Genomic DNA, 14,047 nt, shown 5'->3' with positions numbered 1-14,047 from the left:
GTTGTGGGAACGAGCGGACGTTATCGGAGGTCGATCTTTCGCGCCAGCGTGGCGGGCGGATTTCAACCGTCCGGATCGGACCCGGCAAACGGTACGGGCGGGATGGTCACCCATCCCGCCCGTACCGCCGTGCGTTATATGAACGACCCTCATGGGCCGATGGAGGACAGCCCCTGACCAGCACCAGCAGACCACGTCACCAGCATGGTCAGGCAGATTCCACTGATCCGTGCGCAACCCGCGGCGGCGACGGATACGAGGCGGGACGGTAGCGGCCCGGCGATCATTTCCACCACCCCGCGACGGGCAGCCTGCCGCTGCGACGGCGGGGACCACCCGTACCGCCGTTGTGGCGCGGCGAGAGCACGACCCCCGGTCAGCCGAACGGTCGGGTCGGGATCGACCTCAGTTGACGTCGACCAGCGGCAGCGACCGGCCGGCGCCACCGCCCGGCAGCGCGATCGAGGAGAAGTGCGAGACCACCCGCTCGTCGGTCGGGTCGTCGGCAGGTGTGTGGTGCACGGCCAGCCGGTTGTAGAGGGTGTCGCGCTGCGCCGGGATCCGGTCGGCGGAGCGGATCATGCCGATCAGCTCCTGCAGGTTGGAGCGGTGCCGGGCGCCGGCCGAGGAGATGACGTTCTCCTCCAACATGATCGAGCCGAGGTCGTCCACGCCCATGTGCAGCGAGAGCTGTCCGACGTCCTTGCCGGTGGTCAGCCAGGACGCCTGCAGGTGCGGCACGGTCTCGAAGAAGAGCCGGGCCACCGCGACCAGACGCAGGTACTCAAGCGTGGTCGCCTGGGTACGCCCCTTGAGGTGGTTGTTCTCCGGCTGGTACGTCCACGGGATGAACGACCGGAACCCACGTGTGCGGTCCTGCACGTCGCGGATCATCCGCAGGTGCTCGATCCGCTCGGCGTGCGTCTCACCGGTGCCCATCATCATGGTTGCGGTCGACTCGACACCCTGCCGGTGGGCCAGCTCCATGACCTCCAGCCAACGCTCCCCCGACTCCTTGAGCGGGGCGATGGCCCTGCGCGGGCGCGCGGGCAGCATCTCCGCCCCGGCGCCGGCGATCGAGTCCAGGCCGGCGGCCTTGATCCGGGCGATGGCCTCGTCCAGGCTCACGCCGGAGACCTTGGCCATGTGCAGGATCTCGCTCGGCCCGATCGAGTGGATGACGAGCTGCGGGTACGCCTGCTTGACCGAGGAGAACAGCTCCTCGTAGTACTCGACGCCGTAGTCCGGGTGGTGGCCGCCCTGGAGCATCACCTGGGTCGCGCCCAGCTCGACCGCCTCGCCGCACCGGCGCAGGATCTCCTCGGTCGGGTGGGTCCAGCCCTCGGAGTGCTTCGGCGCCCGGTAGAACGCGCAGAACTTGCACGCCGTCACGCAGACGTTCGTGTAGTTGATGTTGCGATCGATCAGGTAGGTGACGATGTTGTCCGGGTAGCGCCGCCGGCGCACCGCGTCCGCCGCCTCGCCAAGCGCGTGGAAGGGCGCCTCGGTGTAGAGCAGCAGCGCCTCCTCGGGCGTGATCCGCCCGCCGTCCGCGCCACGCTGCAGGATGTCGTCGATCTCCCGGCTCACCGTCACGTCCCGAGCCTACGTCGCCCGCCCAGCGGCCGACACGCCCCTCCATCTCCGGTGACGAGTGCCCCACCCACCGACGATCCGGGCCGGGTGCCAACAGTGGCGCCGCCTCAGTCCATCCCTGGACTTGCCACTGGGAGCCCCACGCCCTTCGCCGCGTCCAGGAGACGACGGTCGTAGGTGACGAAGGCGGCAAAGTCTGAGCCGGACTGGGTGGCGAGGATTTCCGCGGTGGCGAGGTGGACAGCGTCGAGGCTGCGCAGCAGCGGGTCGTCGTATGCCCCGGCCACGGCCCGGACGGTGGCGTCGATCTCCACCCGGTACAGGCGGGACAGCACCCCCGGCACGCCGACCAGAGCCAGCGGCGCCGACCGACGCAACGCCCTCGGCACCTCGACCTCCACCAGGGCGGAGGCGACGAGTGACATGCCAGAACGCTCATTCAGCCAGGCGATCAGCTGCTCGGTCGCGGGCTCCCGGCGAAGCAGCTTGATGATGGCGGCCGAGTCGAGGTAGATCACCAGCGTTCTTCCTCGCGCGCAGCGGCGAGCGCGGCGGCAACGTCGACGTCAGGGTCACCGAGGACCGGAGGCAAGGGTATTGATCCGCCGCCCGTCGGCGCCGTCGCCCGCCCCTCCGCGACAAGCCTGGACAACAGAGCCCCACCGGCGACGATCGGAACCAGCCTGGCGATCGGCTCGCCGCGGTCCGTCACCTCGACCGTCTCTCCGGCACGCACTCGGGCCAGCACCCTGCTGGTGTGCTGGTTCAGCTCTCGAACAGCGACCTGTTCCACGCGACAAGTGTAGTACGACATGTCCTACACGTCATGCCTCGTTCGGCGTCCTCAGGCGTCGTAGTCGACGGTGAGCTTGTCGGTCGTCGGGCTGGACTGGCAGGTCAGGACGAAGCCCGCCGCCAACTCGTCGGGCTCCAGGGCGTAGTTGCGGGCCATCGTGACGGCACCGTCGACGACCTTCGCCTTGCACGTCGAGCAGACACCGCCCTTGCAGGCGTACGGCAGCTCGCCGCGCACCTTCAACGCGGCGTCCAGCACCCGCTCCTCGCGGCCCATGGTGAAGCTCGACGACCGGCCGTCCAGCACGATGGTGACGTCCGTCCCGGTGCCCGGCTGGTCGGCGGGGCGGGCCACCGGCTCCGGTGGCGCGTCGACGTGGAACAGCTCGGTGTGCACCGCCGACTCCGGAAGCCCACGCGCGGTCAGCACGTCCCGGGCCTCGACCACCATGCCGTACGGGCCGCAGAGGAACCACTCCTCGATGACGTCGCCCGGCACGATGGTGCCCAGCAGGCGCTCCAGCCGTTCGGCGTCGATCCGACCGGAGAGCAGCGGCGACTCACCCTGCTCCCGGGACAGCACGTGCACCAGGTGCAGCCGGGTGGGATAGCGGTCCTTCAGGTCGGCAAGCTCCTCGGCGAACATGACCCGGTTGGCCGTGCGGTTGCCGTACACCAGGGTGAAGGTGCTGGCCGGCTCGACGGCCAGGGCGGTCCCGACGAGCGCGAGCACCGGGGTGATGCCGGAGCCGGCGACGACCGCGCCGTAGTGCCGCACCCGGTCCGCCGCGAACGCCGTGGTGAAGGTGCCCAGCGGCGTCATCACCTCGACGGTGTCGCCGCGGCGCAGCGCGCCGCAGGCGAACGCCGAGAACGCGCCACCGGGGATCTCCCGCACCCCGATCCGCAGCCGGCCGCGCCGGGCCAGGTCGTCCGGGGTGGAGCAGATGGAGTACGACCGGCGTACGTCGTCGCCGTCGTCGGTCACGCGCCGGACGGTGAGGTGCTGACCGGCGCGGAACGCGAACGCCTCCCGCAATTCCTCCGGTACGGCGAAGGTGACGGCGACCGAGTCGTCGGTGAGCCGGTCGACGGCGGCGACCGGCAGCGGGTGGAAGGCCGGCCGGCGGCGGACCGGCCGGGAGATGGTGACAGTCACAGCGCCTTCAGGTGGTCGAAGGGTTCGGAGCAGGAACGGCAGCGCCACAACGCCTTGCACGCGGTCGAGCCGAACCGGCTGACCTGCTCGGTGTCCGGCGAGCCGCAGAGCGGGCAGCGGACCGCGAGGGTCAGCGCCACCACGCCCGGCGTGGGCGCCGGGGCCGGCGGGGCGATCCCGGCGGCGGCCAACTTGGCCCGCCCGCCGTCGGAGATCCAGTCGGTGCTCCACGGTGGGCTGTAGACCGTCCGCACCTCGGCGTCCGGATAACCGGCGGCGGCCAGCGCGCGCCGCACGTCCGCCCGGATCACGTCCATGGCGGGGCAGCCCGTGTACGTCGGAGTGATGGTCACGGTGACCCGTCCGCTGGCCCCGTCCTCCTCGACCGCGCGCAGGATCCCCAGCTCGTCGATGGTGATCACCCGGATCTCCGGGTCCACCACGCTCGCCGCCGCCATTCGCGCGTCGGTCACCACTTCGCCCCGGGGTGGGCGCGGTGCAGCACCTGCATCTCGGCCAGCAGGTAGGACAGGTGCTCGGTGTGCACGCCGGCCCGCCCGCTCGTCGGAGCCCAGCCGCGCTCCGGTCGGGTGAGCGTCGCCTCGGCCAGCACCGGGCCGACGGTCTCGTCGAACGCGGGCCGCAGGCCCGCCGGGTCGACAGGCGCCGCCGGGTCCGCGGCGAACAGCTCGTGGGTGTACGGCCAGACGTGGTCCACGGCCTCCTGCATCCGGCGGTGCGACTCCTCGGTGCCGTCGCCGAGCCGCTTGACCCACAGCGCGCCGTGGTCCAGGTGGTACGCCGACTCCTTGCGCGCCTTCGCACCGATGGCGGCCAGCCGCTCGTCCGGGCAGGACGCGAGCGCGGTGTAGAGCGGCAACTGGTACGCCGCCAGGAAGAACAACTTCGCCATGGTCACCGCGAAGTCGCCGTTGGGCAGCTCGACAAGCAGCACGTTGCGGAACTCGCGGTCGTCACGCAGGTACGCCAGCGCGTCCTCGTCCCGACCTGCCGCCTCCAGCTCACCCGCGTACGACAGCAGCAGGCGGGCAGCGCCGAGCTGGTCGAGGGCGATGTTGGCCAGCGCGATGTCCTCTTCCATCTCCGGCGCGCGGGTCGTCCACTCGGCCAGCCGCTGCGCCGCGATCAGCGCGTCGTCGCCGAGGGCGAGCGCGAAGTCGAACGGCCCGTTCACGCCACCACCTCGCTTCGCTCGGCGGCGGCGCGAAGCGCCCCGTTGCTGGGCTGGCTGGTTCGCTCGCTCCGCTCGCTCACAGGTGTGCCACCCCGTCCGGCACCTCGTAGAAGGTGGGGTGGCGGTAGACCTTGTCGGCGGCCGGGTCGAAGAAGGCGTCCTTCTCGTCCGGGCTGGACGCGGTGATCGACCCCGCCGGCACCACCCAGATCGACACACCCTCCTGTCGGCGGGTGTAGAGGTCACGGGCGTTGCGCAGGGCCAGCTCGGCGTCCGGGGCGTGCAGGCTGCCGACGTGGGTGTGCGACAGCCCGCGTCGCGCCCGCACGAAGACCTCCCACAGAGGCGAGTGCTCGTTGCTCACGCGGCCACCTTCTCCCTCTTGTCCGCCCGCTTGGCGGCGTACGCCGCGGCGGCCTCGCGTACCCATGCGCCGTCGGCGTGGGCGGCCCGGCGGTGCGCCATCCGCTCCCGGTTGCACGGCCCGTTGCCCTTGATGACCTGCATCAGCTCGTCGTAGTCGGGCTGGCTGTAGTCATACGCCTGCCGTTCCTCGTTCCAGCGCAGGTCGTCGTCGGGGATGCGCAGCCCGAGAACCTCCGCCTGCTGGACGCACATGTCGACGAAGCGTTGGCGCAGGTCGTCGTTGGAGAAGCGCTTGATCTTCCAGGCCATCGACTGGGCGGAGTGGGTGGAGTCGCCGTCCGGCGGGCCGAACATGGCGAGCGACGGGTACCACCAGCGGTCCACCGCGTCCTGCGCCATGGCCTGCTGCTCCGGGGTGCCGTGCGCCAGGGTGTGCAGGATCTCGTAGCCCTGGCGCTGGTGGAACGACTCCTCCTTGCAGACCCGGATCATCGCCCGCGCGTACGGGCCGTAGGAGCACCGGCACAGCGGCACCTGGTTGACGATCGCCGCGCCGTCCACCAGCCAGCCGATCGCGCCCACGTCCGCCCAGGTCAACGTGGGGTAGTTGAAGATCGAGCTGTACTTCTGCCGGCCGTCGAGCAGCAGCTGGACCAGTTCGTCGCGGCTGATGCCGAGGGTCTCGGCGGCGGCGTACAGGTAGAGACCGTGGCCGGCCTCGTCCTGGACCTTGGCCAGCAGGATCGCCTTGCGCTTGAGCGAGGGCGCCCGACTGATCCAGTTGCCCTCCGGCTGCATGCCGATGATCTCGGAGTGGGCGTGCTGGGCGATCTGCCGGATCAACGTCCGGCGGTACGCCTCGGGCATCCAGTCGCGCGGCTCGATCTTCTGCTCCGCGTCGACCACCTCGGTGAAGTACGCCGCCAGGTCCTCGTCCGGCGCGGGGCCGCCGCGGCGCTGACGCGCGGCGGCGGCGCGCAGCTCCGCCTCGGCCGCCTCGACCTCGCCGAGCAGGCCGGCGCCGGGCGTGTCGTCCGGTGCGTCGCCGGGGGCGGAGAAGTCGTTGCCATACATACTGACAAGTGTTACAGCTTGCGCCCCGAAGCACTAGGGGGTGTAACAGGAAACCCGAGTCACGTTCCGTCACCGTTGGGCATTTCCCGACCACGCAGCGCAACCCATTCACCTATGACTTGGGTCACCGGCAGAAGATGAAACCTCCTAGAAACCGCATACCGACCGGAATTTGCCCCCATATCGAACGTTCAACGGTGTCGAACCCTGGCAGCCGGCCCGCTCGGACGTAGACTTCTGCCGGTCACACGATCGGCTGCCCTCTCGCCGGCTCCACAGAGGCCACCTCCCCCGGCCTCGGCGTACGCACCGGTCGCCCCGGACAACGAAGCCGGTCCCCCCGGCCCTGACATCTGGAGCTCACCCAACTCATGCGATCCCGCGTGACTCTGGTGCTCGCCGTCGTGGCGGTTCTCCTCGGTGGCGTGCTGCTGGTTCCCACCGCGTACGCCCGCCTCTCCGCCGACGACAGCAGCGGCGGCGGTGGCGGCGGCGGTGCCGCCAGCAGCAGCGTCGCCGCGCCGGCACCCACCCCGCCGCCACCACCCACGCTGGCCGCCGGCCCGGTGTCGGTGGCCTTCAAGGGTCAGTTCTTCTCGTGGGCGCTGATGGACCGACAGACCGGCAAGATCTCCGGGTCGGCGAACATGGCCGCGACCAGTTCCACCGAGTCGATGCTCAAGGCGTGGATCGTCTCCGACTACCTGCGACAGCTCAAGGACAAAGAGCCGCCGGTGACCATGAAGAAGGCGGCCAGCGCCGCCATCCGGGACAGCAATGACGACGCGGCCAACACGGTCTACAAGGCCGCCGGCGGCTCGTACACCGTCCCGCCCGGCGGGCAACCGGGCCCGGTGATCAAGCGCGCGATCAGCATCTGCGGCCTGACCGACACCAAGCGCGGCAACGTGCCGAAGTACGAGGGCTGGTGGAGCTTCACCCGCATGTCCCCCCGCGACGCCGTCCGACTCGGCGACTGCATCGCCGACGGCAAGGCCGCCGGCCCCAAGTGGACGAAGTGGGTGCTCAACGAGATGAGCCACGTCACGGGGACCACCGCCGCCAAGGACCAGAAAGCCAGGTCTGGGGGCGGTCGATGGGGGATCATCAACGGCCTGCCGAAGTCGATCACCGCGCAGGGGCCGGTCAGCATCAAGAACGGGTGGACGCAGATCGGCTACGACGCGAACTGGCACGTCAACTGCCTCGCCGTCACCGGCAAGTGGAGCCTCGCCGTGATGCTGCGCTACCCGATCAGGAGCGGTCTGGACTACGGTGCGAAGGTGTGCGCCAGCGTGGCTACCCAACTGGTCACCCCGCAGCCGGGCGCCGCGCTCAAGGTGCCGCAGCAACCGGTCGGGAAGCTCTGATGGCCGGCAACCGGCGGGCCGCCCGGCGCGGTGCGGGCGAGACCTCACCGCTGCGCCTGATCGCTGTCGCGGTCATCCTCATCGGGCTGGTACTGGTGTCGCTACGGCTGCTGCCCGGGTCGCCGTTCGAGTCGTCCGCGGCCGCCCAGTGGGGTGATTCCGAGGCGACGACAAGTGACCGGCAGACCGGCGCGGCGACCGACCGCAGTGCCCGTCAGCCGTCCCCGCCGTCGCCGAGCCCCAGCCCCTCGCTGGCGCCGCTGCCGTTCCAGGCCAAGGACCTCAAACTCGACATCCAGGGTTGGTACTCCTGGAGCGTGCTCGACCGGCGGACCGGGAAGATCATCGGCTCGAAGAACATGGGCGAGACCAGCACCACCGCCTCCATGATCAAATCCTGGATCGTCGCCGACTACCTGCGCCGCTCCGCCGACGCCGGCCGGACGCCGAGCGACGCGAAGCTCGCCGACGCCACCCGGATCATCCGGGACAGCGACAACACCCGGGCCGAACAGTTCTACAACGAGGTCGACCGGGACGCCTCGATCAAGCGACTGATCTCCATGTGCAAGCTGACCGACAGCAGCGTCGCCCCCGACAAGGGCTGGAGCCGAACGGCGCTCTCGCCCCGCGACACCGCGCGGCTGGGCAACTGCATCGCCACCGGCACCGCCGCCGGACCGAAGTGGACCAAGTGGCTGCTCAACGAGATGAAGCTGGTCCGCGGCGCGGGTGACTTCGGTATCCGCAAGGCGTTCCCGGTGGCGGAGCAGAAGAAGATCGCCATCAAGAACGGGTGGATCAACCGGACCAAGGAGCAGGAGATGCACATCAACTGCCTGGCCATCGGCGACACCTGGACCATGGGCGTGATGGTCAAGTACCCGATCAACATGGGCTACGACTACGGCATGAAGAACTGCGAGAAGATCACCGAGGCACTGCTCCGCCCGGGAGCCTGATCGCGCACGACGGCCAGGGCCGCGGATCGGCACGGCCCTGGCTACAGGCCAGCTCGGGGCAGTCGCTGCCGTGGCCGGCACGGCCCAGCAGGGACAGCTCGGACCGGCAGGGTCGGCCGGCCTCAGCAGGGTCGGCGCGGCCCTGGCGGGGTCGGCACGAACCGGCGGGGTCGGCGCGGCCCTGGCGGGGTCGGCACGGCCCGGCCGGGACGGCCCAGCCGGGCTGCTCAACCCGGCTGCTCAGCCGGCGAAAAACTCGGGGCCACCGTCCGGCAGCGCCGGCACCTCACCGAGCGCGGCAACCCGCCGGGCGAACTCACGCAGCCCGGCGACCTGCCGCTCGCCGAGCGAGAAGTCCAGGGTCCGGAAGTACGTGGCAAGCGTCGCCGCGTCGAACGTCTCCCAGCGCGCCGCCGCCTCGGCGACCTGGTCCAGCTCGGACAGGCAGAGGTCGCGCGAGCGCAGGAACGCCTCGTGCACCTCCTTGACCAGGCCCGGGTGCGCGGCGGCGAAATCACGGCGGACCGCCCAGACGGCGAAGACCATCGGCAGCCCGCTCCACTCCCGCCACGCCTGTCCGAGGTCGGTCACGGTGAGACCCCGCAACGGCGCCTCGTAGTACGCCCGCAGCGCCACGTCCCCGATCAGCACCCCCGCGTCGGCCTCCAGCAGCATCTGGGTCAGGTCCGGAGGGCAGCGGAAGTAGTCGGGCCGCACGTCGTACCGCTCGGCGAGCAGCAACTGCGCCAGCATGACCCCGGTCCGCGAGGTCGAGCCGAGCGCCACCCGCGCGCCGTCCAGCTCGGCGAGCGGGCGGGTGGAGACCATGTTGACCGAGAGCACCGGCCCGTCGCTGCCCACCGCCAGGTCCGGCAGGAGAAGCAGCTCGTCGGTGTGCTTCAGGTACTCCATCAGCGTGATGGGACCGATGTCGAGGTCGCCGGCGACCAGCGCCGCGCTCAGCCGATCCGGCGAGTCCTTGTGCAGGTCCACGTCGAGCAGCGTGCCCGAACGCATCAGCCCCCAGTAGATGGGCAGACAGTTCAGGAACTGGATGTGCCCGACCCGCGGGCGTGCGACGCGCTCAGCCATGACCCGACCGTAACCCCGGCCTTCGGCTCCGGCCCGGCGGGCCGGCCCGGAGTGGCCAACCCCGCATCAGCCCCACCCGGTCGCTGGCCCTCTGGCGCCGTCGTTCCCGCGCGCTCGGGGTCGCTCGACCCGCCCGCGTCGGTGGCTGGTGGCACGCGTGCCGCCGCTCGGGCGACGACCGGCACGAAGACCAGCACCACCACGAGCCCGGCCGCCCCGGCCGCCGCGATCAGCGGCCGGGGCGCGAACCCGGTGAGCAGTGCGCCGCCGACCAGGTAACCGCCCATCGAGCCGCCCTGCACGGCCGCGCCGTAACTGGCGTAGGCGCGGGCCCGCATCGCCTCCGGCACCCGCCGAGCGGTGAGAAGGTTGGCGAAGACGTTGTCCGCGCCGTTGGCCGCGCCACCCACCAGCCAGAGCGGCACCAACAGGCCCGCTGCCGGCACGGTCGCGGCCAGCAGCACCATCAGGCTGCACCCGGCGAGCGTGATCAGCACTCCGCGGACCAGCGCGCCGTCGTCGTCGAGCCGACGCGCCAGCTGCGCGGCCAGCCAGCCGCCCGGCAACATTCCGGCCATCCAGGCGGCACCCACGAGACCGTAGGTGGTGGCAGACCCGTTCAGCGTCTCCCGAATGAAGAAGACCTCGATCACGTTGATGCCGCCGATCGCCGCGATCACCACGGCGGTGCTGACCACCATGACGAGCATCAGCGGATCCCGACGAAGCCGCCAGCCCTGGCCCGTACCACCCGGGTTGACCCGGCTGCCCGAACCAACCGCGCGGCCCTCGCCTCCCGCCGGGACCTGCCCCGCCTCGCTGGCCTGATCCGCACGGCCCGCCTGATCCGCACGGCCCGCCTGATCCGCACGGCCCGCCTGATCCGCACGGCCCGCCTGGTCGGCGGCGGAACGTCGGCCGCCGCGCCGGGTCCGCAGCAGCAGGCCCGCGACCATCAGCGCCAGGTAGGTCGCGGCGTCGACAAGCAGCGGTACGCGGGTGCCGAACTGCCCCACCAGCAGCCCGGCCAGCACCGGGCCGCCGAGCGCGCCGAGGGAGACAGCGGTCTGGCTGATCGCGCTGGCACGGGGCAGGTCGGCCGGGCGGACCATCTCCGGGAGCAGCGCCGCCAGGCAGGGCTGCGTGACCGCGAGGCCGCAGGCGAGCAGCGCGACGAGGACCACGACCAGGACCGGGTCGTCGGCGACGGCGAGCAGCACGCAGATCACGGTCTGCGCCAACCCGATGGTCACCAGCAGGGTACGACTGTCCACCCGATCGGCGAGCCGTCCAGCGAGTGGGGCCAGCACCACCAGGGGCAGAGTGGCCGCGAGAAGCAGTCCTGAGACGGCCAACCCTCCGGCACCGGCGCCCTGCAGAGCCAGCGCGAGCGCGGTGGCGGCGAGAAAGTCGCCACAGATCGTGGTGCCACGGGCCGCGCTGGCGAGCCACACATCCGGCCAGCGCGATGTCTCAGTTCTGAAGGACATACTTCGAAAATAATCCTTCACAACTGATCGACACAACCCCCGGCTATGCCAGCGGCACCGCCCGGTACTGCACCGCCACGGCACGAGCGCCGGGCGGCGGGTCGGTTCGGCGTCGGGCCTGGTACGGCCTGAGCAGCGCCGTGACTGCCTCGTTCAGCCCCACCAACTCCTCCGCCGTGAGCACGAGCAGCGCCTCGTTGAACATCACGGCGTCGTACCACTCGGCGGGCTCCTCCCCGGCCCGACGCGACCACTCCCGGGTTCGCTCCATGGCCAGCACGGCGTGCGCCTCCACCACCGCCTGCTCCGCGGCCCGCGCCTCGGGCCCGGCCTCGCGGCCCGCGTCGACCATCAGGCTCGAGCTAGTCGTCTGCCACACCCGCTCCCGGGCGTCCCCCCGGCTGGGCGCCTGCTGCACCAGGCCGAACTTCGCCAGCGCCCGCAGGTGGTAACTCGTCGCGCTCGGCGACAGCCCGACGATCTCCGCGCACTCGGTGGCGGTACCGCCACCCTCGCGGCTACTCAGATATTCCATGATCGCGAGCCGGGCCGGATGGGCCAACGCCCGCATCACCTGCGGGTCACTGACCATCCGACGCGGCTCGGGACGAGCCTCGGTCATGCCCACATGATCCCGGCCAGCAGCCCGACCCGCCATGACCCCTCGAGTTGCGCCAGCCGCAGCACCGCGCCCCCTCGACCTCGACCGTCCACCTAGCCGCACTGTCGGATCGGGGACCGCGCTGTCGGGTTCCTCGGCCGAAAGTGTCGTACGCCTGTTCTAATGTTGTTGCATGTTGAGGGCGTTGGCGCAGGCGGCGGGTGCCGTCGACGACTGCGCCGAGGCCGTGCTGTGGGCCCTCCCCGACGAAGAGTTGCTCGCGTCGCTCGACGCGGCCCATCTGGCGGCGCAGCGTCTGGCGGCCGTCCAGCTCGCTCTGGTGCGCGAGCTGGACGCACGTGGTGTCGCCGTCGCCCAGGGAGCGTCGTCCACCGCCGTCTGGTTGCGGGAGCGGCTGCGGCTCTCCGGCCGGTCGGCCCGGCAGATGGTCCAGCTCGCCGCCACCATCGACGCCGCACCGCCGACGGTGCGCGACGCCGTGCTCCACGGCACCCTCACCGTGGAGCAGGGCCGGGTGGTGGCGGAGACGGTCGCGGCCCTGCCGGTCGAGGCCGAGCCGGCGGTGGCAGAGAAGGCCACCGAGCTGCTGATCTCCTGGGCCGATCGCTTCGACCCGACCATCCTGAGTCGTCTCGGGGAACGCGTCCTCACGCATGTCGCACCCGACCTGGCCGACCAGGCCGAGCTGGCCGCCCTCGACCGGGCCGCCGAGCGGGCCGAGGCTCGCCGGCACGTCACCCTCTCCGAGCCCAAGGACGGGCAGGTACGCCTCAGCGGAAACCTCGACACCGAGACCGCGAGCCTGCTGCGTGAGGCCATCGATCCACTCTGCGCCCCGACCGGGGAGCACGACGACCGAAGCGCGGGCCAACGCCGGGCGGACGCACTGGGCGAGATCTGCCGGCTGGCACTGCGCTCCGGCCATCTACCCGACAACGGCGGGGATCGGCCGCAACTGGTGGTCACCATGTCGCTCGATGCACTGGTCAACGGCATGGGCGTGGGCATCCTGGAGACCGGTGCGCGGCTCACGCCGGGCGCTGTACGGCGCCTGGCCTGCGACTCTGCCGTGCTGCCAGCCGTGCTGGGCGGCAACAGCCAGATCCTGGACGTCGGGCGTCAGCGCCGGCTCTTCACCGGACCCCTGCGGCGCGCGTTGGTGCTGCGCGACGGCGGGTGCGCCTTCCCTGGCTGCGACCGACCACCCCGTTGGTGCGACGGTCACCACGTCCGCCACTGGGCCGACGGCGGTGCAACGACGCTGGGCAACGCGGTCCTGCTCTGCGGCCACCATCACCGTCTTCTCCATCGGGGCGACTGGACGGTCCGCATCGCGCCGGACGGCCGACCCGAATTCCTCCCGCCCAACTGGATCGACCCACTCCGCACCCCACGTCGCAACCTCTACCACCGGCGCTGCTGAGGCCCGCAAGGCTCACCCTTCGCGAACCGACTGAGCCGGCGATCCAGCCCGGTGGCGGAGCCCGCGCCTACCAGGCCGACCCGGACACACCGGCCGGCCCAACTGGCGCGGCCAGACCGGCCTGCCGTTCCTGCCCGAGATCAGCCGACCCAGAATGGTCCCGCCCCCGCTGGCCCACAAACACCGGCGCCCAGGCCCGCCCGCGACGTACCGCGCCCCGCAGACCGGGCCGCACGCAATGGTCGTGGGAGCAGTGCCCGCAGCGGTACGTCGTCATACGCCACGCCAGCACTCACGGGTGGTCTGGTCGGTAATTCGGTGGAAGGGGTTTCCGGAAGGGCGTAGGGTTGCAGCCCGCTTGACGGCCGAGGTGAGCTGCACCGGAACGGACGTCACCGCGCCGGGCGGGCGGCCATCCGCCACCGGACACGCGAGCGCGCAGCAGATGTGAACGATGGGACGTCAGCATGCCCGCACCTGACCTGGACACCCACCCCGACACGGACCTGGTCGCCGAACGCGCCCATCTGGCCACCTCGCGTGCGGCGCTCCGCCGGATGCGGGAGCGGGCCGAAGCCCTCTTCTCGACCGGCGACCAGGTGGCCGGCGACCCCTACGCGGCGGAGATGCTCGGCCGCACGCTGGCCCGTCGTGTGGCCGAACTGGCCGACGACCCCACCACTCCGCTGTTCTTCGGCCGCCTCGACTTCGGTGGAACCACGAGCGACGAGGACCCGGCCACCGGACGCACGACCAGCGCGACCAACAACAGCAGCGGCAGCAGCAGCGGCGGCAGCGAAGGCAGCAGCAGCGGCGGCGGCAGCGGCAGCGGCAGCGAAGGCAGCGGCAGCAGCGGCGGCGGCGGCAGCGGCGGCGGCGGCAGCGAAGGCAGCGGCAGCAGCG

At 71.3% G+C, this 14,047-nt stretch carries 14 protein-coding genes and 1 pseudogene; 4 read left to right on the top strand and 11 right to left on the bottom strand.

Features of this window, described 5'->3' with window-relative positions; genetic code table 11:
• Positions 1 to 405 precede the first annotated feature (405 nt).
• The 8 genes from mqnC to paaA form a co-directional block, all read right to left on the bottom strand.
• On the bottom strand, positions 406 to 1,596 hold the full coding sequence (gene mqnC / locus MILUP08_RS02900) for a cyclic dehypoxanthinyl futalosine synthase (RefSeq protein ID WP_007454578.1): 1,191 nt from the start codon (positions 1,594 to 1,596) through the stop codon (positions 406 to 408).
• Positions 1,597 to 1,703: 107 nt separating this feature from the next.
• A complete protein-coding gene (locus tag MILUP08_RS02895; protein ID WP_007454577.1) occupies positions 1,704 to 2,114 on the bottom strand; it encodes a type II toxin-antitoxin system VapC family toxin in 411 nt (136 codons plus the stop codon).
• Entirely contained in the window at positions 2,111 to 2,389 is a 279-nt protein-coding gene (locus MILUP08_RS02890) for a type II toxin-antitoxin system Phd/YefM family antitoxin (protein WP_039907191.1), read from the bottom strand. The genes MILUP08_RS02895 and MILUP08_RS02890 overlap by 4 nt, the downstream gene beginning before the upstream one ends.
• Before the next feature lie 51 nt (positions 2,390 to 2,440).
• Positions 2,441 to 3,550: a 1,2-phenylacetyl-CoA epoxidase subunit PaaE gene (gene paaE / locus MILUP08_RS02885; RefSeq protein ID WP_007454574.1), complete on the bottom strand. Its 1,110-nt coding sequence runs from the start codon at positions 3,548 to 3,550 to the stop codon at positions 2,441 to 2,443.
• Positions 3,547 to 4,023: a 1,2-phenylacetyl-CoA epoxidase subunit PaaD gene (paaD, locus tag MILUP08_RS02880; protein ID WP_007454572.1), complete on the bottom strand. Its 477-nt coding sequence runs from the start codon at positions 4,021 to 4,023 to the stop codon at positions 3,547 to 3,549. The genes paaE and paaD overlap by 4 nt, the downstream gene beginning before the upstream one ends.
• The gene (gene paaC, locus MILUP08_RS02875; RefSeq protein WP_007454571.1) at positions 4,020 to 4,745 is read right to left on the bottom strand and encodes a 1,2-phenylacetyl-CoA epoxidase subunit PaaC; all 726 of its coding nucleotides are present in this window, start codon (positions 4,743 to 4,745) and stop codon (positions 4,020 to 4,022) included. The genes paaD and paaC overlap by 4 nt, the downstream gene beginning before the upstream one ends.
• A gap of 76 nt (positions 4,746 to 4,821) precedes the next feature.
• Entirely contained in the window at positions 4,822 to 5,109 is a 288-nt protein-coding gene (paaB, locus tag MILUP08_RS02870) for a 1,2-phenylacetyl-CoA epoxidase subunit PaaB (RefSeq protein ID WP_007454569.1), read from the bottom strand.
• The gene (gene paaA, locus MILUP08_RS02865; RefSeq protein ID WP_007454566.1) at positions 5,106 to 6,185 is read right to left on the bottom strand and encodes a 1,2-phenylacetyl-CoA epoxidase subunit PaaA; all 1,080 of its coding nucleotides are present in this window, start codon (positions 6,183 to 6,185) and stop codon (positions 5,106 to 5,108) included. Before paaA ends, paaB begins: the two co-directional genes overlap by 4 nt.
• A gap of 371 nt (positions 6,186 to 6,556) precedes the next feature.
• On the opposite strand from paaA, the gene MILUP08_RS02860 reads away from it, so the two are divergent.
• Together MILUP08_RS02860 and MILUP08_RS02855 are read left to right on the top strand one after the other, a co-directional pair.
• Positions 6,557 to 7,555: a hypothetical protein gene (locus tag MILUP08_RS02860; protein WP_007454564.1), complete on the top strand. Its 999-nt coding sequence runs from the start codon at positions 6,557 to 6,559 to the stop codon at positions 7,553 to 7,555.
• The gene (locus MILUP08_RS02855; RefSeq protein WP_007454562.1) at positions 7,555 to 8,517 is read left to right on the top strand and encodes a serine hydrolase; all 963 of its coding nucleotides are present in this window, start codon (positions 7,555 to 7,557) and stop codon (positions 8,515 to 8,517) included. The genes MILUP08_RS02860 and MILUP08_RS02855 overlap by 1 nt, the downstream gene beginning before the upstream one ends.
• Before the next feature lie 240 nt (positions 8,518 to 8,757).
• Here the strand turns inward: MILUP08_RS02855 and MILUP08_RS02850 are convergent, their stop codons facing one another.
• The 3 genes from MILUP08_RS02850 to MILUP08_RS02840 are packed head-to-tail and all read right to left on the bottom strand — an operon-like array spanning position 8,758 to position 11,721.
• Positions 8,758 to 9,609, bottom strand: coding sequence for a menaquinone biosynthetic enzyme MqnA/MqnD family protein (locus MILUP08_RS02850; protein ID WP_007454560.1), 852 nt, complete (start codon positions 9,607 to 9,609; stop codon positions 8,758 to 8,760).
• On the bottom strand, positions 9,561 to 11,099 hold the full coding sequence (locus MILUP08_RS34315; protein ID WP_007454558.1) for an MFS transporter: 1,539 nt from the start codon (positions 11,097 to 11,099) through the stop codon (positions 9,561 to 9,563). Before MILUP08_RS34315 ends, MILUP08_RS02850 begins: the two co-directional genes overlap by 49 nt.
• Positions 11,100 to 11,142: 43 nt before the next feature.
• Complete coding sequence (locus tag MILUP08_RS02840) at positions 11,143 to 11,721, bottom strand: winged helix-turn-helix domain-containing protein (RefSeq protein WP_007454556.1); 579 nt, start codon at positions 11,719 to 11,721, stop codon at positions 11,143 to 11,145.
• A gap of 172 nt (positions 11,722 to 11,893) precedes the next feature.
• Here MILUP08_RS02840 and MILUP08_RS02835 point away from each other — a divergent pair, with 172 nt between their 5' ends.
• A complete protein-coding gene (locus MILUP08_RS02835; RefSeq protein ID WP_007454553.1) occupies positions 11,894 to 13,144 on the top strand; it encodes an HNH endonuclease signature motif containing protein in 1,251 nt (416 codons plus the stop codon).
• Between the two features lie 467 nt (positions 13,145 to 13,611).
• Positions 13,612 to 14,047: pseudogene (locus MILUP08_RS36500) on the top strand (AAA family ATPase); the annotation flags it as partial.

It is taken from the genome of Micromonospora lupini str. Lupac 08 (genome assembly GCF_000297395.2).
GTDB classification, from domain to species: Bacteria; Actinomycetota; Actinomycetes; order Mycobacteriales; family Micromonosporaceae; genus Micromonospora; species Micromonospora lupini.
The sequence above is the reverse complement of the archived record's forward strand: the minus strand, read 5'-3'. Positions and strand labels throughout refer to the sequence as shown.

Bases quoted from the DNA above. Each gene is read 5' to 3' on its own strand.
- MILUP08_RS02860 (WP_007454564.1), top strand. From the start codon at position 6,557: ATGCGATCCCGCGTGACTCTGGTGCTCGCCGTCGTGGCGGTTCTCCTC.
- MILUP08_RS02850 (WP_007454560.1), bottom strand. From the start codon at position 9,609: ATGGCTGAGCGCGTCGCACGCCCGCGGGTCGGGCACATCCAGTTCCTG.
- MILUP08_RS02835 (WP_007454553.1), top strand. From the start codon at position 11,894: ATGTTGAGGGCGTTGGCGCAGGCGGCGGGTGCCGTCGACGACTGCGCC.
- MILUP08_RS02840 (WP_007454556.1), bottom strand. From the start codon at position 11,721: ATGACCGAGGCTCGTCCCGAGCCGCGTCGGATGGTCAGTGACCCGCAG.
- MILUP08_RS34315 (WP_007454558.1), bottom strand. From the start codon at position 11,099: ATGTCCTTCAGAACTGAGACATCGCGCTGGCCGGATGTGTGGCTCGCC.
- paaA (WP_007454566.1), bottom strand. From the start codon at position 6,185: ATGTATGGCAACGACTTCTCCGCCCCCGGCGACGCACCGGACGACACG.
- MILUP08_RS02855 (WP_007454562.1), top strand. From the start codon at position 7,555: ATGGCCGGCAACCGGCGGGCCGCCCGGCGCGGTGCGGGCGAGACCTCA.